The organism is Candidatus Poriferisocius sp. (genome assembly GCF_965208355.1).
Taxonomy (GTDB): Bacteria; Actinomycetota; Acidimicrobiia; order Acidimicrobiales; family Bin134; genus Poriferisocius.
This window is the reverse complement of sequence record NZ_CBDBOM010000003.1, coordinates 58,018-76,544: the sequence shown is the minus strand read 5'-3', so window position 1 is coordinate 76,544 and position 18,527 is coordinate 58,018. Positions and strand designations below refer to the sequence as shown.

16 protein-coding genes are annotated in these 18,527 nt (G+C 65.4%); 12 read left to right on the top strand and 4 right to left on the bottom strand.

Annotated features, from left to right (window positions below; genetic code table 11):
* Positions 1-62: 62 nt before the first annotated feature.
* The 3 genes from ACOGXH_RS01540 to alr are packed head-to-tail and all read left to right on the top strand — an operon-like array spanning position 63 to position 6,054.
* Positions 63-3,539: an SIS domain-containing protein gene (locus tag ACOGXH_RS01540; RefSeq protein WP_419927361.1), complete on the top strand. Its 3,477-nt coding sequence runs from the start codon at positions 63-65 to the stop codon at positions 3,537-3,539.
* A complete protein-coding gene (locus ACOGXH_RS01535; RefSeq protein ID WP_419927360.1) occupies positions 3,536-4,948 on the top strand; it encodes an NAD(P)H-hydrate dehydratase in 1,413 nt (470 codons plus the stop codon). The genes ACOGXH_RS01540 and ACOGXH_RS01535 overlap by 4 nt, the downstream gene beginning before the upstream one ends.
* Positions 4,945-6,054, top strand: a complete 1,110-nt coding sequence (gene alr / locus ACOGXH_RS01530) for an alanine racemase (protein ID WP_419927359.1) — start codon at positions 4,945-4,947, stop codon at positions 6,052-6,054. The genes ACOGXH_RS01535 and alr overlap by 4 nt, the downstream gene beginning before the upstream one ends.
* On the opposite strand, the gene ACOGXH_RS01525 is transcribed toward alr, so the two are convergent.
* The 4 genes from ACOGXH_RS01525 to ACOGXH_RS01510 all read right to left on the bottom strand — a co-directional run bounded on the left by ACOGXH_RS01525 (position 6,055) and on the right by ACOGXH_RS01510 (position 10,225).
* Positions 6,055-6,918: an SDR family NAD(P)-dependent oxidoreductase gene (locus tag ACOGXH_RS01525; RefSeq protein WP_419927358.1), complete on the bottom strand. Its 864-nt coding sequence runs from the start codon at positions 6,916-6,918 to the stop codon at positions 6,055-6,057.
* Positions 6,919-6,989: 71 nt separating this feature from the next.
* Positions 6,990-7,868, bottom strand: coding sequence for a P1 family peptidase (locus tag ACOGXH_RS01520; protein ID WP_419927357.1), 879 nt, complete (start codon positions 7,866-7,868; stop codon positions 6,990-6,992).
* Positions 7,869-7,921: 53 nt separating this feature from the next.
* Positions 7,922-9,004: an ergosterol biosynthesis protein gene (locus tag ACOGXH_RS01515; protein WP_419927356.1), complete on the bottom strand. Its 1,083-nt coding sequence runs from the start codon at positions 9,002-9,004 to the stop codon at positions 7,922-7,924.
* A 93-nt stretch (positions 9,005-9,097) separates the two neighbouring features.
* Positions 9,098-10,225 carry an ergosterol biosynthesis protein gene (locus ACOGXH_RS01510; RefSeq protein WP_419927355.1) on the bottom strand — a complete coding sequence of 376 codons (1,128 nt, stop codon included), beginning with the start codon at positions 10,223-10,225 and terminating at the stop codon, positions 9,098-9,100.
* 153 nt (positions 10,226-10,378) lie between these two features.
* Here ACOGXH_RS01510 and ACOGXH_RS01505 point away from each other — a divergent pair, with 153 nt between their 5' ends.
* The 9 genes from ACOGXH_RS01505 to ACOGXH_RS01465 all read left to right on the top strand — a co-directional run bounded on the left by ACOGXH_RS01505 (position 10,379) and on the right by ACOGXH_RS01465 (position 18,509).
* Positions 10,379-10,942 carry a uracil-DNA glycosylase gene (locus ACOGXH_RS01505; protein WP_419927354.1) on the top strand — a complete coding sequence of 188 codons (564 nt, stop codon included), beginning with the start codon at positions 10,379-10,381 and terminating at the stop codon, positions 10,940-10,942.
* A 37-nt stretch (positions 10,943-10,979) separates the two neighbouring features.
* Positions 10,980-11,483, top strand: coding sequence for a tRNA (adenosine(37)-N6)-threonylcarbamoyltransferase complex ATPase subunit type 1 TsaE (tsaE, locus tag ACOGXH_RS01500; RefSeq protein WP_419927353.1), 504 nt, complete (start codon positions 10,980-10,982; stop codon positions 11,481-11,483).
* On the top strand, positions 11,459-12,166 hold the full coding sequence (tsaB, locus tag ACOGXH_RS01495; protein ID WP_419927352.1) for a tRNA (adenosine(37)-N6)-threonylcarbamoyltransferase complex dimerization subunit type 1 TsaB: 708 nt from the start codon (positions 11,459-11,461) through the stop codon (positions 12,164-12,166). The genes tsaE and tsaB overlap by 25 nt, the downstream gene beginning before the upstream one ends.
* Before the next feature lie 8 nt (positions 12,167-12,174).
* Complete coding sequence (rimI, locus tag ACOGXH_RS01490; protein ID WP_419927351.1) at positions 12,175-12,699, top strand: ribosomal protein S18-alanine N-acetyltransferase; 525 nt, start codon at positions 12,175-12,177, stop codon at positions 12,697-12,699.
* Entirely contained in the window at positions 12,696-13,745 is a 1,050-nt protein-coding gene (tsaD, locus tag ACOGXH_RS01485) for a tRNA (adenosine(37)-N6)-threonylcarbamoyltransferase complex transferase subunit TsaD (protein WP_419927350.1), read from the top strand. Before rimI ends, tsaD begins: the two co-directional genes overlap by 4 nt.
* An 89-nt stretch (positions 13,746-13,834) precedes the next feature.
* A complete protein-coding gene (groES, locus tag ACOGXH_RS01480; protein WP_419927349.1) occupies positions 13,835-14,125 on the top strand; it encodes a co-chaperone GroES in 291 nt (96 codons plus the stop codon).
* Complete coding sequence (groL, locus tag ACOGXH_RS01475) at positions 14,122-15,777, top strand: chaperonin GroEL (protein WP_419927348.1); 1,656 nt, start codon at positions 14,122-14,124, stop codon at positions 15,775-15,777. Before groES ends, groL begins: the two co-directional genes overlap by 4 nt.
* Positions 15,778-15,859: 82 nt before the next feature.
* Positions 15,860-17,254, top strand: a complete 1,395-nt coding sequence (locus ACOGXH_RS01470) for a pyridoxal-dependent decarboxylase (protein ID WP_419927347.1) — start codon at positions 15,860-15,862, stop codon at positions 17,252-17,254.
* Positions 17,255-17,345: 91 nt separating this feature from the next.
* The gene (locus tag ACOGXH_RS01465) at positions 17,346-18,509 is read left to right on the top strand and encodes a GuaB3 family IMP dehydrogenase-related protein (protein WP_419927346.1); all 1,164 of its coding nucleotides are present in this window, start codon (positions 17,346-17,348) and stop codon (positions 18,507-18,509) included.
* Positions 18,510-18,527: the final 18 nt, after the last annotated feature.

Genomic DNA, 18,527 nt, shown 5'->3' with positions numbered 1-18,527 from the left:
TATGTGACTCCATCAGCACCCGGCAGGCCATTTCCAATGTGGCCCACTAACCTATGGGGGAGATGTGCGGCATTGTCGCGGTGGTACGGCGCTATTCACCGCGTGTTCCTCCGACCTCAGCCGAGGTTCTCGACCTCTTGAGTCCGGTGGTCGTGTCCTTGCGCGAAGTGGGCGGCCGCGATGATTTGGCCGCTCGCATCGGTGAGTCAGCCCAGAAGCTGATCCAGGCCGACCGGCTGCTCCAGGGCACCGCCGGGCTCCAGGCGTTGCTGGAGGAAAGGCCGCTGCGGGCCACTATCCGGGCAACCCTGAGCGAAATCGACCGATTGATCGGCGCACTAGAAGCCGATCTCGATCAGTCGACCGGCGACTGGGCATCCGAGGCAGTCAACGCCGCCCTGATCCAAATCAAGGACGCGGTGTGGGCCATCGGCAATGATCGCTTGAACACCGCCGACGCGGTAGCCGAGCTGGCCGGTCCATCCCCCGCCCAGTCCGCCCTGGGCGTGTTCTCTTCGGTACAGATCGCCTTGTCGGCGCTGGACCGCCTGGAGGTCCGAGGCCGAGACTCGGCCGGCCTCCATTTGCTGGTCAGCGACCATGGACTCGATCCCTCCACCCCGGCGGTGGCCGCCGCTCTGGCCGAGCGAGCAGCCGATCCGCTGTTCCGCTCAGGATCGGTGCGATGGTCCGACGGCTGCCTGAGCTTCGTCTACAAGGCGGCGGCGGAGATCGGGGAGCTTGGCGACAACACCGCAGCACTGCGAGCCGCAATTGCCGCGGACGAGCTTTTGGCTGCCGCGGTGGAAGATGAGGGGGCTAATGCGGCAGTCCTCGGCCACACCCGATGGGCCAGCGTGGGCATGATCAACGAAGCCAACGCCCATCCGCTCAACTCCGAGTTGACCGCAGGCCCCGCTCTGCCCTACGCCGTCGGCGCACTGAACGGTGACGTCGACAATCACACCGATCTGGTGGCGGATCACGGCCTGAGCCTGGACCCGGGTATCACCACCGACGCCAAGGTCATCCCTGCCCTGTGGTCCTCTCGTTTGGACCCCTCGGCCAGCGCCGACGCTGCCATAGACGCCTTCCGGCGCACGGTGGCCGACCTCTACGGCTCGGTTGCCATAGCTGGGCAATCCACTGCCAATTCCGGCCAACTCCTTCTGGCCCTGCGGGGCAGCGGCCAAGCCATGTACATCGGCGCCGCCGAAGACACCTACGTGGTGGCCAGCGAACCCTACGGGCTGGTGGAGCAGGCCACCCGATACTTGCGCATGGACGGTGAGACCCCCTCCGACCCGGAAAACGCCACCGCCAGCCGGGGTCAAGTGGTGGTTCTCGACCGCGATCACGCCGGAGACCTGGCCGCGGTCCAGCGGTTCTCCTACGACGGCACGCCGCTGCCGGTGGCCGATACCGACATTGCCGCGGCCGAGATAACCACTCGCGACGTCGACCGCCGGGGTTTCCGCCACTATTTGCTCAAAGAGATAACTGAGTCACCCGAGTCGTTCCGCAAGACCCTGCGCGGCCGGATCGTCAACACCGATGGTGATTCGAGCCTGGCGGTAAAATTGGGACCCGAGACCCTGCCCGACCATCTTCGCCAACGCCTGGCCAGCGGCCATATCGCCAACATCATGGTGATTGGCCAGGGAACTGCCGCAGTGGCTGGCCACAGTCTGGCCCACTTCCTCCGCAATGAGTTGCCTGACCGACAGATCAGCTCCGTTTTGGCCACCGAGCTATCGGGGTTTGGGATGCAGGCCGACATGAGCGACACCCTGGTTATAGCCATCAGCCAGTCGGGCACCACTACCGACACCAATCGCACCGTCGACCTTGTGCGTCGGCGGGGGGCAAGCGTCGTCGCCATCGTCAACCGGCGCAACAGCGATCTGTGCGACAAGGCAGACGGGGTGCTCTACACCTCCGACGGCCGGGATGTGGAGATGAGCGTGGCCTCCACCAAGGCCTTCTATGCCCAGGTAGCCGCCGGTGTGCTGCTGGCCGTGGCCCTGGCCGACGCAGTCAGGGGGCACCAGCCAGCCGATCCCCGCCAGCACGAGCGCCGCCAGCAATTGCTGGCTTCTCTGCGCGATCTGCCAACGGCTATGGCCAGCGTGCTCAGCCTCCACGATCGCATCACTGACATCGTCCGCCGCCACGCTTTGGGCCGCACCTACTGGGCTGTTGTGGGCAACGGGCTCAACAGGGTGGCCGCCGAGGAAGTACGCATCAAGCTTTCGGAGCTGTGTTACAAGTCCATCGCCTGCGATACCACCGAGGACAAAAAGCACATCGATCTGTCGTCGGAACCGTTGATCCTGGTATGCGCCGCGGGCCTGTTTGACTCCACGGCCGACGACGTGGCCAAAGAGGTGGCCATCTTCCGGGCCCACAAGGCAGCGCCCATTGTGATTACCAGCGGCACCGAAGCCCGCTTCGACGCGGCATCCGAGGTCATCGCCACTCCCAACGCCGGTTCGCCCGAACTGGCCTTTGTGCTGGCCACCATGGTGGGCCACCTGTTCGGCTATGAATCGGCGCTGGCCATCGACGAATTGGGCCAACCCCTGCGGGAGACCCGGGCCGCCATCGAGGCCGAGGTAGCCGCCAGCGACGCCGTCGGCGACGCCGATATCGATAGCCAGGAGATGTTGGCCAGGCTTCGCTCGCAATTCGCTCCCGCCGCCCAGCGGTTCTTTCAAGATCTGCGCCAAGGTCGCTACAACGGCTGCCTGGAGGCCGGCACCGCCGCCGAGATGGCCTCCATGTACCGCTACGCCCTAGGCATCGCCCCGCTCGACGCCTACCAACTAGAGCGGGGACGGGTCGGCACCCCCGCAGTGGTGCTGGAAGACCTCACCTCCATGCTCACCGTGGCCGTGGGCGAGCTGACCCGGCCGGTGGACGCCATACGCCACCAGGCCAAGACCGTTACTGTCGGAATTTCCCGGGCCGAGGAATCGCTGATGGAGCTGCCTTTGGTCCGGGCCGCGCTCGACGCCGGTGCCCCCCGCCACCAGCTCAGCTACCAGACGCTGCGCACCCTGACCGCGCTCGACCCCGCCGTCGCCGAGGTAACGGGCTACATCAGGTACGCCATCAACGGCGATCCAGAAGAGTCCAACACCACCATCCACGTGGTCGACCGGGGCGGCATCACCGTGGGGCTGGCCTCCCGCACCGAACGAGACCCAACCCTGCGAGGGAGCAAGCACTTGGTGGCGATTGAGCGCGAGGTTCTGGCCGCTCGGGGTCGCTCAGACGGCCGGACCATCGTGCTGATCCCGGAGGTCAAAGACCGCCAGACCACCGGGCTGACTCTGCTGCACGTGCGATTCCAGCCCAGCCTCAGCCCAGAGACGGCTCAGCAGGTGTTAGACGGCTACCGAAACCGGTTCGCCGCCTTGCGCGACGAGGTCACCGAGACCGAACCCGACTTCCGCCTCGACCGACTGGGCGACATCACCACCGAAGACCTCCTCCTGGAACCGGTAACCGAGCTGGCCGACCGCTGGCGTCCATGATCCCCATCGTCACCCCAGATGAGATGGCCGCCATCGACGCGGCCGCTCCTGAGCCGGTCGAGGAACTGATCGATCGGGCCGGCACCGCCCTGGCCCGAGCCGCTCTGGGCATGCTGGGGGGTGGCTACGGACGACGGGTGACCGTGCTGGCCGGCAAGGGGAACAACGGCGCCGATGGACGAGCCGCCGCCCAGTGGCTGCGACGACGTGGCGTGCGCGTGGCAGTAATCGACGCCGCCAACGCGTCCGGGTCGCTGCCCCCCGCCCACCTGGCCATCGACGCCGCCTACGGCACCGGCTTGCGCCGTCCGTATTCACCTCCGACTCCAGCGTCCTTGCTCGACCACCCCGACCGGGTGGCTCCGATCCTGGCCGCCGACATTCCCTCCGGAGTCAACGGATTGACCGGGGAAATCGTGGGCGAACCTTGGACCGCAGATCAAACAGTCACCTTCGGCGCTCTCAAGCCCGGCCTTGTCCTCCATCCCGGAGTTCAGTTCTGCGGCCAGATCACGGTGGCCCCCATCGGCCTCAACGTCTCCTCCGCCCGGACCCATTTGGTAACTGGCCGCGATGTCAGCGATTGGCTTCCCGTACGACCCGCCGAGGCCCACAAGTGGCAGACCGCCTGCTGGGTCATCGCCGGCTCGCCGGGCATGACCGGCGCCGCCCAACTAGCCGCCACCGCAGCCATGCGCAGCGGTTCGGGCTATGTCCGATTGAGCACGCCCGGTCTCGACGCTGCCGGCGTTCTGGCTGGGGGTACCGTCCCCACCGAGGCTGTCGGCCATCCCCTCCCCGCCGACAACTGGGCCGCTGCTATCGAGGCCGACGACCAATCCCGATTCCAGGCCATGGCGGTGGGACCCGGACTGGGACGCCAGCCGAACACCGTCCAAGCAGTCCGTGAGCTGACCGGAAACACGCCGCTTCCTTTGGTCATAGACGGCGATGGCCTATTCGCTCTCGGCACCGACGCCGCTGATGTGCTTGCTGGCCGCACCGCCCCCACCGTCCTCACCCCGCACGACGGCGAGTTCCGAGTCCTTGCCGGAGAGCCACCCGGTCCCGACCGATTCGCCGCCGCCCGTTCGCTGGCCGCAGCCACCGGCGTCCACGTCCTGCTCAAGGGCCCGACCACCGTGGTGGCCGAGCCCGGCGGAGCCGCGCTGGCTATTTCCAACGGCGATGCCCGGTTGGCCACTGCGGGAACTGGTGATGTGCTGGCCGGGCTTATCTGCGGCCTGCTCAGCGCCGGTGTCGAGCCGATGAAGGCCGCGGCCAGTGCGGCCTGGCTTCACGGGCAAGCAGCCACCATCCGTCCCTCCGGAGGAATGGCGGCTTCCGACCTGCTCCTGGCCCTGCCCCAAGCTTGGGAGGCTGCGACCCAGCAGAAAGCCGCGCCATGAGACCGACCTGGGCCGACATCAGTCTGGAGGCCATCGCCCACAACACCGGGCTGTTGGCCGAGCTGGTCCATCCCGCCGAACTCTGCGCCGTGGTCAAAGCCGACGCCTACGGCCACGGCATGATTCCGGTGGCCCGAACCGCGGTGGACGCCGGTGCCGCCACGCTGGCGGTGGCCCTGGTAGATGAAGGCCGGCGGCTGCGTGAAGACGGCATAGAGGTCCCCATCCTCTTGCTGTCCGAGCCCCGCCCCTACGAGTTTGCCGAAGTAGTCGAGCACCGGCTCATTCCTACCGTGTATCAAGGCGAGGGCTTGGCCGCCGCAGCCGCAGCCGCAGCCGCCTCCAACCAGCGCCTGCCCGTCCATCTCAAGGTCGACACCGGCATGGCCCGGGTCGGCGCCCCGCCCGCTGAGGTGCTGATGCTGGCTGACGCCATCTCCGAGCGCGACACCCTGGAGTTGGCTGGGGTATGGACGCACTGCGCGGTGGCCGATGAGCCCGACAACCCATTTACCGCCTATCAGGTCGAACAGTTCAACCATTTGCTCTCCCGGCTAAGGCTCGCCGGCCACCAGGAATTCTGCCGTCATTTGGCCAACTCGGCGGTGGCCATGGCCCACCCGACCGGCCGATTCGACATGGTGCGCTGTGGGATCGCTCTCTACGGGATCCCCCCGTCGCCGGAATTGGCCGACTGCCTTCCGCTTCAACCGGCCATGACGGTGCGCACTGAGGTGTCCATGGTCAAAACCATCGCCGCCGGCACACCGGTGTCCTACGGCCACCACTACTACGCCCCTACCGACACCCAGCTGGCCACCATCCCCATCGGCTATGCCGACGGCTGGTCCCGGCGACTGGGAACTTCTGGCGGCGAGGTGCTGATCGGCGGACACCGGCGGCCCATCGCCGGAGTGGTGACAATGGACCAGACCATGGTGGATTGCGGCCTCGACCATCCCGTGACACCCGGTGACGAGGTGATCCTGCTGGGGCAGCAGGGCAACGAAGAGATCACCGCCACCGAGATTGCCCAGCGGCTCGAAACCATCGCCTACGAGATCGTCTGCCAATTTGGCCGCCGCGTCCCCCTTCGTTTTTCCTAGCTAGCGAGACGGCGGAATCGCGTCGGGCAAGCCCACTGTGTACTCAGGGTTGGTTTCGCTCATGATCGACTCGGTGCGGGCTGCGATCCTCTCCTTGAAGTCAGGGTGGGGGAAGATCCAGAACTTGTCGTTGCGCACCGCGTCGAACACCAGCTCCGGGATCACCGCCGGATCGGTGCCCTCGTCGATGGCGCTGATCAGAGCTCGGTGGAAGGCCGCAGCCTCGGCATCGGCCGACATGGGACCGCAGGTGTCGTCATAAGTGTCGGGTCGGTTGCGCTCGGCCCGGAAAATGCCGGTGGCCACCGGGCCGGGGCACAAACATGACACTCCGATTGGCGCTTCGATGATGTCCAGTTCTCTATGGAGCGACTCAGCTATGGCCACCGCCCCGTACTTCGAGGTGGTGTAAGGCCCGAGCAGCCCTCCGGAGGTGAGGCCCCCTACCGAGGCAGTGATCACCACGTGGCCGGCTTCGCCCTTCTCCAGCATCCGGGGAATGAAGCTGCGCACGCCGTGGATCACTCCCCACAGGTTCACGTCCAGCACCCAACGCCAGTCGTCCACCGTGTTCTCCCAGGTGAACCCGCCGGTGAGCACGCCGGCGTTAAGGTGTACCAAGTGGATCCCGCCGAACCGCTCCAGGGCAGCGTTGGCCAGAGCCTCGTTGGCGTCGGGACTGGTCACGTCGGTCAGCATGAGCTGGGCATTCTCCAAGCCGCCCACCGTTTCGGCCAGCCCGGCCTCGTCGATATCACCGGCCAGAACGTGCATCCCCTCGGAGGCCGCCTTGCGCACCATGGCCCGTCCCATGCCGCTGGCCGCCCCGGTGATCACTGCCACCTTCCCAGCCAAATCCTTCATGTCAATCCCCTAATTGATCGCGATCAGTCGCCGCCATCATGGCCTACCGAGCGGATTATTTCCCGGTCGTGTCAACCCACTGAACGAATAGCTGTCTCCACCGCGGCGGCGGCCATCAGGCGAACCAGTCCAACATCAGCTTCTACTTGGCTGGTGGCCCCCACCACTAACGCGTCCCCATCGCCGTCGGTGTGGGCCGGCAGCAGCGCCCGGGCCATCCCGCTGTGGCCGCTGCGAGCCACCCGGAAACAATCCGCCTTGTCGAGCATCGCATTGGTAGCGACTACCCCGATGGTGGTGTTGGTGTGCGTCTCGTCGCCGTTGCTGTCAGCAAATGGATCGGCAGACTGGTGTTCGTAGCTTCCTTCGATCAGCGCACGTTGCACGGCTCCGTCGTTGACTTCCCCCGCAGCGTTCACCGCCACCAGGGCCCCCACCACCACATCGCCAACTTGGAGCAGGGCGCCGCCCAGCCCGCCGTCCACGCGGTTCTCCGCTCCCCGCCACTTGTTCATGGTGGCCCCAGTGGCCGCACCTACCCGCCCCAACGCGGGAAACTCATCGCTGGCCGCGAGGGCGGCGGCATAACCGGCATCGGGCCCGGGGCGCACCGATCTGTCGCCTTCAGTCAGGTCGTAGAGCGACATGCCCACCACGATGGGCACCCGGCCACCCCGGGTTTCAAACCCTCGGCCTTGATCCTCGCACCACCGCATCACCCCGTCGGCTGCCGCCAAACCAAACGCCGAGCCCCCCGAGAGCACCACCGCGTCCACTTGGCTCACCGTCCGCTCCGGAGCCAGCAACGCAAAATCCCTGGTCGCCGGCGCGCCGCCCCGAATTTCTCCCGACGCTGTGGTCCCTTCGGGAAACACCACCACCGTGCACCCCGTGCGGGCCGTCTCGTCGGTCCAGTGCCCCACCAGCACGCCCCCGCCAGCTCCCAACATCCCAACGACGGTACCGCACCCTCACTGAACCGCGCATCGGCTCGCGAGCCGGATCAGTAGATGCCGGGAACGATTCGGTAGGGAACTCGCTGCCGGTATTCGGCCCACTTCTCGGGGCCGTACTTGACGGCGCAGTGCCGGTCGTCCTGGTTCTGGCGAAGGAGGAACAACGCGATGACGTAGACGAAGTAGATCCATGCCCAGAGGTTGCCAAAGTGACCCCAGACCAGGGCGATGGCGAGGCCGAAGCACCATTCGCCCATGTAGTTGAAATGCCGGGCGGCGCCCCAGAAGCCGCTGCACAGGATCTTGCGGTCGCCAGCCTCGATGACCTGTGGCGCGAACACCCCGAGAAACGTGCGGTCGGGCCAGCGCTTGAACGTGTATTTCTGCAAGCTTGCGCCGCGGGTGATAACCCATCCAAGGGCGTACAGCGCAGGGGCACCGATCAGCCACACCACGCGCCAGCCGCCTGAGAGCCCCGGGTCGGGATGGGCCGCCAGCCCCCACATCGGAATGATGAACACCCAGCCGTAGACGAAGAGCCCGCCCCAGAACAGCTTGAAGCCAAGCCGCTCGTGAATGATGTCGTACGTGTAGAGCATCGTCCGTTCGAAGATGAAGTAATCCAAGACGTAGAAAGTGACGAATGCTGCGAACGCGAAAACGCCCGGATTGAGGTCTGCAATGTTGTCGTGGTGCCACACTGCGCCGGACCACGCGTTGAGCGACAGCATGGTTCCGCCGACCACGTAGAAGTACATCTTGAGGTCGAGGCGGCCGTTGAAGAACTGCATCTCGGGGGCCCGCCCGAACCACAAGGCAAGGAAAGGGTTCTTGACCTCGCCTTCGGGCTGGGTGAACACCGCTATCGCGGTCAGGACGAAGGCGAGCACCGTTCCGCCGGCCACGGCGTACAGCGATGACCGATAGAACCAGTCGCGCGGCATGCCGGTGAGCTCGAACCACCACAGGAGCTGGGCTGCCGCAAACACCAGCAGGCCGTTGAGGCGATAGCTGCGGGGCTGACCCGTGGCCGCGTCGACCACGTAGCCGGTTACGTGCTTGCCGGGCAGGATCATCTGGAGCACGACGAAGGCGGCCATCACGAATAGCGGTGTGAGGAATCCCAGCACAGCCTCGCCCGCAGTCAACTCAGTCAGGTGCCCGACCCCGAGCCACTCGAACATCGTTGGCCTCCTCTCCGGTACCGCTTCAGCCGGTCGGCGCTAGAAGATGCCGGGGATGATCCGGTACGGAACTCGAGCCTGGTATTCGGCCCATTTCTCTTCGCCGTACTTCTCGGCGCAGACCTTGTCATCCTCGAACTGACGAGGAACGAAGAACGCAACGATGAACACCACGTACGTCCAAGCCCACAGATTGGAGAAGAGCCCAAAGGTCAGCGCCACGGCAATCCCGTACAGGCCTTCGCCGAGATAGCCGAAGTGCCGTGCTTTCCCCCAGAACCCGCTGCACAGAATCTTGCGGTCGCCGGCCTGGATGTACTCCGGCTCGATGATGCCGAGGAACTTGCGTTCGGGCCAGCGCTTGAACGTGTACTTCTGCATGTTGGAGCCGCGGGAGATCGTCCAGCCCGCCAAGAACAGTGCTGCACTGCCGATCAGCCAGAAATACATCCAACCGCCTGAGATGCCTGGGTCGGCGAGTGGCGCCAAGCCCCACAGCGGCAGCACGAACATCCAGCCCCACACGAACGGCCCGCCCCAGACGAGCTTGAATCCGACGTTCTCGTGGATGAGGTCGTAGGTGTAGAGCTGCACCCGTTCCCAGACGAAGTAGTCGAAGATGTAGAAGCAGTTGATGGCTGCGTAGAGGAACAAGCCGGGGTTGGCATCGGCAACGTTGTCGTTGTGCCATGCGGCTGCGGACCATGCATTGAGCGACAGCATCGTGCCGCCCACGATGTAGAAGTACATCTTCAGGTCGAAGCGGTTGTTAAAGAATTGCATCTCTTGCGCACGTCCGAACCACCAGGCCAGCAAGCGGTTCTTCTGTGCGCCTTCGGGCTGGGAGAACACCACGATGGTGTTCGCGATGATTGCAATCACCACGCCGCCCGCTATCGCATACATGGTCGACCGGTAGAACCAGTCGCGTGGCAGCGCGAATGCCCACACGATGTGCGCAAGCACGAACACCGCCAATCCGTTGAGTCGGTATTTGCGGGGCTCGCCGGTCTCGCGGTCGGTGGCGTAGCCGGGCACGCGCCGCGCGGGCAGGATCATGTGCGCCACGAAGACCGCGGCGCAGACGAACAGCGGTGTGAGGAATCCCAGCACCACCTCGCCGCCGGACAACTTGAACAGATGGTCGATGCCAAGCCAGTCGATCATGACCTGCGCCCTTCCTCGCTCTTGCCTGCGCAGAATACCAGTATTGCCGTCAGCGGCTTGGGACCGAGGCGCTCCGGCGGCGCAGCGCCCGCCCAAGTCCATAACTTGCAACTCCCCTATCGAATCTGCTGGTGGGGGGCGTATTCTTGGCCTGTGACGTTGACGTTGGCCGAGGTTGCCGCCGAAGCGGGTGACTGCACCAAGTGCGAGCTGGCCCAGGGCCGGACGCAGGTGGTGTTCGGTATGGGTAACCCCAGCGCCGACCTCATGTTCGTGGGCGAAGGACCCGGCGCCGAGGAAGACAAGCAGGGCCTTCCCTTTGTGGGCCGCTCGGGCAAGCTGCTCGACCGACTGATGGCTGAGGAAATCGGGCTGAACCGCGACAGTTGCTACATCGCCAACGTCGTCAAGTGCCGTCCTCCCGGCAATCGAGATCCCAAACCTGACGAGATTGCCGCCTGTCGCCCGTGGCTGGAGCAGCAAGTCGAACTCATCGCTCCAAAGGTGGTGGTCACCCTGGGTAATTTCTCTTCCAAGCTGCTGCTGGACACCAAAACCGGGATCACCAAGCTGCGAGGCCAGAGCTACCCGATGCCCAACGCCGACGCAGTGATTATCCCCACCTACCACCCAGCGGCGGTGTTGCGGGGCGGAGGTCTCCAAGAGGCCCAGATGCGCTCTGATTTGGTCCGAGCCCGCATGGCGATGTCGGGATGAACTCCGCCCGCTGGTCAAAACCCGCTCGGACGGCACCATGATCCGAGCCCGCACCCGTTCTCCGGAAGACACGAAAGGTCTGGCTGCTGCTATGGCCGGGCTGGGCCAGCCCGGCGATCTGCTGCTGCTGGTAGGCGATTTGGGCGCGGGCAAGACCACCTTCACCCAGGGGTACGCCGCCGCTTTGGGCATCAGCGAGCCGGTCACCAGCCCCACCTTCACCTTGGCCCGGGAATACCACGGAAGGTTGCTCCTCCATCACCTCGACGTCTTCCGCCTCGACCAGATCGCCGAAGTGCTCGACTTGGGCCTGCCCGAACTGCTGGACAGCGACGGGGTCGTCCTCATCGAGTGGGGTGACGCCATCCGCCAGGCCCTGCCCAATGACTATCTCGAGGTCGCGCTGACTTTCATCGAGGGCCAGCCCAGCCCGCCCGACGAGCGGATCGTGGTCTTGACCCCGGTCGGATCCCGATGGCAGTCCCGTGCCGACCACTTGGCCGCAGTCGCCGAGCCATGGCGGGAGGAACCGCCGTGTTGATCTTGGGCATCGAATCGGCCACCCAGCAGGTGGGATGCGCCCTTGGCGGGCACGAAGGAGTGCTGGCCTCGGCCCATAGCGCTCGGGGCCGCCGCCACGCCGAGACCATCGCACCTCAAGTCCAGTTCGTTACCCGCCAAGCTCGGGTCGAATTGCGAGATGTGGGCTGCGTGGCCGTGGACCTCGGTCCGGGCCTTTACACCGGCCTGCGAGTGGGCATCTCCAGCGCCATGGCCATGGCCTATGCCCTGGGGGTGCCGATGATCGGCGTGTCCAGCCTCGATCTGCTGGCCTTCGCCGTGCGCCACACCAATCGGGTGATCGTGGCCGCCATCGACGCTCGGCGCAGCGAGCTGTTCTACGCCTTCTACCGCCAAGTGCCCGGTGGTGTTCAGCGGGTGTCGGATGCCCAAGTGGGCACTCCCGACGATCTGGCCTCCCAGCTGTTGGCTACTAGTGAAGAGGTGCTGTTGGTGGGCGACGGCGCCCGCCGCTACTCCGAAGTATTCGACCAGCTTCAGAAGACCGAGATCGCCGAGCAGGATTTGGCCCACCCCTCGGCCGCTTCGCTGGTTCAGCTGGCCCACGCCCGGGCACTGCGAGAGGATTTTGTCAAACCGTGGGAGCTGAAGCCGATATACCTTCGGGTTCCCGACGCTGACATCAACTGGAGCACCCGATGATCGAGCCCATGAAACGAGCTCACCTCAGCGAGGTCATGGCCATCGACGCCCAGTGCTATCCGATCCCCTGGTCTCGGGAAGTCTACGAATCAGAACTAGCCCGCACTGACGACCGGCTCTACGTCATTGCTCGTCCCGATCGAGTGGCCGGCGAAGCCAATTCCAAGAGCCTCGGCCCCAGACGAGTGGCCGGCCACGCCGGCGTGGCCTTCGAGGAAAACGAAGCCCACATCACCACTGTGACGGTGGCCCCCGATTGCCGAGGCCAGGGCATCGGCGCCCGGCTGTTCTTGGCCCTTGCCTTGGCCGCCCGCCACCGCAACACCAGCCTCGCCCTGGAGGTGGCTGCCGACAACCCCTCCGCCCAATCCCTCTATCGACGCTTCGGCTTGGCCCCGGTGGGCATTCAACGGGGGTACTACAAGAACATGGGGCTGTCACCCGACGCGGTGGTGATGAGGGCCGACAACATCCACCAGCCCGACTATGCCGATCGTCTGGTCAAGATCGCGGTAGAACTGGACTACGCATGACCGCTGTGGATTCCCCTCCAGTCAACCCCGCCATTGTGCTGGGCATCGAAACCTCCTGTGACGAGACCGCCGCCGCCGTGGTCTCCGGACCCTCCGACGTTTTGTCGTCGGTGATCAGCAGCCAGGTCGACCTGCACGCCCGCTACGGCGGAGTGGTTCCCGAGATCGCCAGCCGGGCCCATGTGGAATTGCTCACTCCAGTGGTTGCCCAAGCGGTGATCGAAGCCGGTCTCGGCGACCACGAGATACAGGCTGTCGCCGCCACCGCCGGTCCCGGCCTCATCGGATCGCTGCTGGTGGGGGTCAGCGCGGCAAAGTCCTTGGCCTTGGTCTGGGACGTCCCCTTCGTGGCGGTGAACCACCTGGAAGCCCATCTGTACTCCTCGTTCCTGGAGGAGCCCGATTTAGATCTGCCCGTCGTGGTGCTGCTGGTGTCGGGGGGCCACACCTTGCTGGTGCTGATGGAGGCATTCGGCCGCTACCGGCTCATCGGCCAGACCCTGGACGACGCCGCCGGTGAGGCGTTCGACAAGGTGGCCCGTTTCATGGATCTGGGCTATCCCGGTGGACCGGTTATCGACCGACTGGCCATGGAAGGTGACCCCGAGGCGGTGGCCTTTCCCCGTCCCATGTACGACGACGGCTACGACTTCTCCTTCAGCGGCCTCAAGACCGCGGTGGTCAACTATGCGAGAAACCACCCCGATCTGGTGGTGGCCGACATAGCCGCTTCGTTCCAGGAAGCGGTGGTGGACGTGCTGGTCCACAAGGCCCGAAAGGCCGCCGAGGAGTACGGGGCCAAGGGCCTGTGCCTGGCCGGCGGGGTGGCGGCCAACTCCTCGCTGCGGGAGCGCCTGCTCGATGCCTGCGTGGCCGCCGGCATCAGCGGGTTCTTGCCCAGCCGATCGATGTGTACCGACAATGCCGCTATGGTGGCCGCCGCCGGGTGGCAGCGACTTCAACTCGACGGCCCCTCCCCGCTGGACACCGGCGCCAACCCCAATCTCCCCCTCCCTTTCTTGTTGTCGGGCGAACCGGCAGCCTGAGTTGGCCTCGGGGCCACCCAAGCCCTACCATTAGCACTCGCCTATTGAGAGTGCTAAAGCTCTAATCAACCAACCTTTTGGAGGCCAAGATGGCGCTACAGCCCCTTGATGACCGAATCGTTGTCCGCCCCGGTGAGTCTGAAGAGATGACTGCCAGCGGCCTGGTCATCCCCGACACCGCCAAAGAGAAGCCCCAGCAGGGCGAGGTCATCGCCGTGGGACCGGGCAAGCGGTCCGACAACACCGGCGAGCTGATCCAGATGGACGTCTCTGTCGGCGACACCGTGGTGTACAGCAAGTTCGGCGGCACCGAGATAACCGTGGACGGCGAGGATCTGCTGATCCTGTCGGCCCGCGACGTACTCGCCACCGTCAAATGACCAAGATCCTCAAGTTCCGAGAAGAGGCCCGCCAAGGCCTCGAGTCCGGCGTCAACCAGCTGGCCGACGCAGTCAAGGTGACCCTGGGGCCCAAGGGCCGCAACGTGGTCCTCGACAAGAAGTTCGGTGCCCCCACCATCACCAACGACGGCGTGTCCATCGCCCGCGAGGTGGAGCTGGACGACAAGTTCGAGAACATGGGTGCCCAGCTCATGAAAGAGGTGGCCACCAAGACCAACGACATCGCCGGCGACGGCACCACCACCGCCACCGTGCTGGCCCAGGCCATGGTCCGCAACGGACTGCGCAATGTGGCCGCTGGGGCCAACCCGATGAGCCTCAAGCGGGGCATCGAACAGGCGGTGGCCGCCGCGGTGGAGTCCTTGGCCGACCAAGCCCAGGACATCTCCCAGAAAGAGGAGATCTCCCAGGTGGCCTCCATCTCGGCCGCCGACACCGCCATTGGCGATGTCATTGCCGAAGCCATCGACAAGGTGGGCAAAGACGGCGTGGTGACCGTGGAGGAGTCCAACACCTTCGGCATGGAGCTCGACTTCGTGGAGGGCATGCAGTTCGACAAGGGCTTCTTGTCCCCCTACTTCGTGACCGACGCCGAGCGCCAAGAGGCCGTGCTGGACGAGCCCTACATACTGTTCAACCAGGGCAAGATCAGCTCAGTGCAGGATCTGCTGCCCGTGCTGGAGAAGGTCATGCAGACCGGCAAGCCGCTGTTGATCATCGCCGAGGACGTGGAGGGCGAGGCCCTGGCCACCCTGGTGGTGAACAAGATCAGGGGCACGTTCAACTCGACGGGCGTCAAGGCTCCCGGATTCGGTGAGCGCCGCAAGGCCATGCTCCAAGACATGGCCATCCTCACCGGCGGCCAAGTTGTCGCCGAAGAGGTCGGCCTCAACTTGGAGGGCGTCACCCTCGATCTTTTGGGCACCGCCCGCAAGGTGATAGTCACCAAAGACGACACCACCATCGTGGAGGGTGCGGGGTCCAAAGCCGACGTTGACGGCCGGGTGGCCCAGATCCGCCAGGAGATCGACAACACCGACTCCGACTGGGATCGGGAAAAGCTCCAAGAGCGCTTGGCCAAGCTGGCCGGCGGCGTGGCCGTCGTGCAGGTGGGAGCCGCCACCGAGGTGGAGCTCAAGGAGAAGAAGCACCGGATCGAGGATGCGCTGTCGGCTACTCGGGCTGCCATCGAGGAGGGAGTGGTCGCCGGGGGCGGCACTGCCCTGCTGCGGGCCCGTCCGTCGGTGGCCAAGGTGGTCGAGAACCTGAGCGGCGACGAAGCCACTGGCGCCAAGATCGTGCTCGACGCGCTGTCCGTGCCGTGCTCCCTCATCGCCTCCAACGCCGGCTTTGAGGGCTCCATCGTGGTGCGCGACATCGAAGGCGCCGAGGGCACCATCGGGTTCAACGCGGCCACCGGTGCCACCGAGGACTTGGTGACCGCCGGCGTTATCGACCCCGCCAAGGTGACCCGGGCTGGATTGCAGAACGCGGCCTCCATCGCCGCCATGCTGCTCACCACCGAGGCTCTGGTAGCCGACAAGCCCGAGCCCCCTGCCCCCCCAATGCCCCCCGGTGGCGACCCCATGGGCGGCATGGGAGGAATGGGAGGCATGGGCGGCATGATGTAGCCATCCGGCTGCACCAACAACCCAAACATCACTTCCGGCTCCGCCAGCGGGTTGCCGCGGCCTGTCGGTCACAATGACATCTATGGCTGAGCGCCCGAACCACATGAGCTCCGAGGAGTTCCGCCAGGCGGGCTACCAGGCGGTTGACTGGGTGGCCGACTACATGGTGCGACTCGGCGAATTCCCGGTCAAGTCTCCGGTGGAGCCGGGCGACATCCGGGCCATGCTGCCTGCTGATGCGCCTGCGCACGGCGAGGACTTCGCCGACGTGCTGGCCGACCTCGACCGAGTCATATTGCCCGGCATCACCCATTGGCAGGCTCCTGGCTTCTTGGCCTATTTCCCGGCCAGCGCCAGCGGGCCATCGGCATTGGCCGATCTGGTGTCCTCGGGCCTCGGTGCCCAGGGCATGTTGTGGGACACCGGCCCTGCGGTGACCGAACTGGAGCAACACGTCCTCGACTGGCTGGCCGTCGAGATGGACCTACCCGAAAAGTTCCAGGGCAACGGCGTCATCCAGGACAGCGCATCTAGCAGCACGCTGTGCGCCATCCTCGCCGCCCGGCACCGGGCCGGCGGCATCGACGCCCTCCCCAATCTGGTGGCCTACACCTCGGAGCAGGCCCATTCGTCAATAGCGAAGGGATTGCGAGTGGCCGGCATCCCCGACGAGCGGGTGCGCTTAATCGCCACCACCCCGGACTTCGCGATGCGAGCTGACCACTTGGCCTACGAGATCGTCAACGACCAGAAGAACGGTTTGACCCCATTCTTCGTAGCGGCCACCGTGGGCACCACCTCCACCACTGCCATCGACCCGGTGACCGAGGTGGGCTGGGTGGCAGAAAACTTCAACGCCTGGCTGCATGTGGACGCCGCCTTCGCCGGCGCTGCAGTGCTCTGCCCTGAGATGCGGTTCCTCAACGCGGGGCTGGAAACGGCCGACAGCTACGTGTTCAACCCCCACAAGTGGCTGCTCACCAACTTCGACTGCTCAGCATTCTATGTGGCCGATCGCGCCAGCCTCAACGAGGCGCTGTCCATCACCCCGGAGTATCTGCGCAATCCGGCCAGCGAGTCGGGAGCAGTGGTGGACTACCGCGACTGGCAGGTGCCCCTTGGCCGCCGGTTCCGAGCTCTCAAGCTGTGGTTCGTGCTTCGCCACTACGGCCTGGAAGGACTGCGGGCCCACATCCGCCGCCATATTGCTTGGGCCGCCGAGCTCACCGAGTGGGTGGACGCCGACGACCGGTTTGAGCTGGCCGCCCCCACCGTGATCAGCCTGGTGTGCTTCCGACACAAAGGTGGCAATGGCGCCACCCAACAGGTTCTGGACGCGGTCAACCAATCCGGACGGGCCTACATCACCCCAACCACCATCGACGGCCAGCTCATACTCCGGGTGGCCATCGGCAGCCCTCAAACCGAGCGACACCACGTGGAAGAACTCTGGAATCTCGTCCAATCGGCTGCTTGATTTCGCCTACCTCCTGGTGACGAAGTAAATCCCCCTATAGCAAGCCTGAAGGCTTTAGAATTCTTGGTTTCCAATACAAAGGGGCGTCGCGATGGCCGAGGTTGAGATCGGGCTGGGCAAGACCGGACGGCGGGCGTACGGGTTCGACGACATCGCCATCGTCCCCACTCGCCGTACCCGCGATCCCGAGGATGTGAGCATCGCCTGGGAGATCGACGCCTACCGCTTTGATTTGCCCCTCATGGCCGCGGCCATGGACGGGGTGGTCAGCCCCGACACCGCCATCGCCATCGGTCAGCTCGGCGGCGTGGGAGTGCTCAACCTCGAGGGACTATGGACCCGCTATGAAGATCCTGAGCCGGTTCTGGACGAGATCGCGTCCCAGCCTCCGGAGAAGGCCACCTTGCGCATGCAGGAGCTCTATGCCGAGCCCATCAAGCCCGAGTTGATCGGCGAGCGCATCCGCCAAATCAAAGACGCCGGGGTGATCTCCTGCGCCTCGGTCACCCCTCAGCGCACCGACCAGCTCGCCCCCCACATGCTGGCCGCCGAGCTCGACCTCATGGTCATCCAGGGAACGGTGGTCACCGCCGAGCACAAGTCCAAGAATCACGAGCCGCTGAACCTCAAGCAGTTCGTTCGCCGCCTGGAGATCCCAGTGATCGTGGGCGGCTGCGCCAGCTACGACGCCGCGCTTCACCTCATGCGCACCGGTGCGGCCGGCATCCTGGTAGGCGTCGGTCCGGGCCAGGCCTGCACCACCCGGGGAGTGCTGGGAATCGGCGTCCCCCAGGCCACCGCCATCGCTGACGCCCGGGCCGCTCGGATGCGCCACCTCGACGAGACCGGGGTGTATGTCCACATCATCGCCGACGGCGGGATGGCCACCGGCGGCGACATCGCCAAGGCCATTGTGTGCGGGGCCGACGCGGTGATGATCGGTTCCCCGCTGGCCGCCGCCCACGAGGCCCCCGGCCGGGGCCACCACTGGGGCATGGCCACCTTCCATCCCACCCTGCCCCGGGGCGCCCGGGTGCAGACCACCCCCCGGGGCACGCTGGAAGAGATATTGGTCGGCCCGGCGAAGGAGAACGACGGGCGCCTCAACCTGTTCGGCGGTTTGCGCACCTCCATGGCCACTTGTGGCTACGAATCGCTCAAGGAGTTCCAGAAGGCCGACATCATGATCGCCCCCTCCCTGCAAACCGAGGGCAAATCCCTCCAGCGGTCCCAGGGCATCGGGATGGGTCGTTGACCATGCCGATGGATTATC

What these genes read in the sequence shown, in the direction of transcription:
- ACOGXH_RS01540 (WP_419927361.1), top strand. Translation starts at nt 63, where the DNA reads ATGTGCGGCATTGTCGCGGTGGTACGGCGCTATTCACCGCGTGTTCCT.
- ACOGXH_RS01535 (WP_419927360.1), top strand. Translation starts at nt 3,536, where the DNA reads ATGATCCCCATCGTCACCCCAGATGAGATGGCCGCCATCGACGCGGCC.
- alr (WP_419927359.1), top strand. Translation starts at nt 4,945, where the DNA reads ATGAGACCGACCTGGGCCGACATCAGTCTGGAGGCCATCGCCCACAAC.
- ACOGXH_RS01525 (WP_419927358.1), bottom strand. Translation starts at nt 6,918, where the DNA reads ATGAAGGATTTGGCTGGGAAGGTGGCAGTGATCACCGGGGCGGCCAGC.
- ACOGXH_RS01520 (WP_419927357.1), bottom strand. Translation starts at nt 7,868, where the DNA reads ATGTTGGGAGCTGGCGGGGGCGTGCTGGTGGGGCACTGGACCGACGAG.
- ACOGXH_RS01510 (WP_419927355.1), bottom strand. Translation starts at nt 10,225, where the DNA reads ATGATCGACTGGCTTGGCATCGACCATCTGTTCAAGTTGTCCGGCGGC.
- tsaE (WP_419927353.1), top strand. Translation starts at nt 10,980, where the DNA reads ATGATCCGAGCCCGCACCCGTTCTCCGGAAGACACGAAAGGTCTGGCT.
- tsaB (WP_419927352.1), top strand. Translation starts at nt 11,459, where the DNA reads ATGGCGGGAGGAACCGCCGTGTTGATCTTGGGCATCGAATCGGCCACC.
- rimI (WP_419927351.1), top strand. Translation starts at nt 12,175, where the DNA reads ATGAAACGAGCTCACCTCAGCGAGGTCATGGCCATCGACGCCCAGTGC.
- tsaD (WP_419927350.1), top strand. Translation starts at nt 12,696, where the DNA reads ATGACCGCTGTGGATTCCCCTCCAGTCAACCCCGCCATTGTGCTGGGC.
- groES (WP_419927349.1), top strand. Translation starts at nt 13,835, where the DNA reads ATGGCGCTACAGCCCCTTGATGACCGAATCGTTGTCCGCCCCGGTGAG.
- groL (WP_419927348.1), top strand. Translation starts at nt 14,122, where the DNA reads ATGACCAAGATCCTCAAGTTCCGAGAAGAGGCCCGCCAAGGCCTCGAG.
- ACOGXH_RS01470 (WP_419927347.1), top strand. Translation starts at nt 15,860, where the DNA reads ATGGCTGAGCGCCCGAACCACATGAGCTCCGAGGAGTTCCGCCAGGCG.
- ACOGXH_RS01465 (WP_419927346.1), top strand. Translation starts at nt 17,346, where the DNA reads ATGGCCGAGGTTGAGATCGGGCTGGGCAAGACCGGACGGCGGGCGTAC.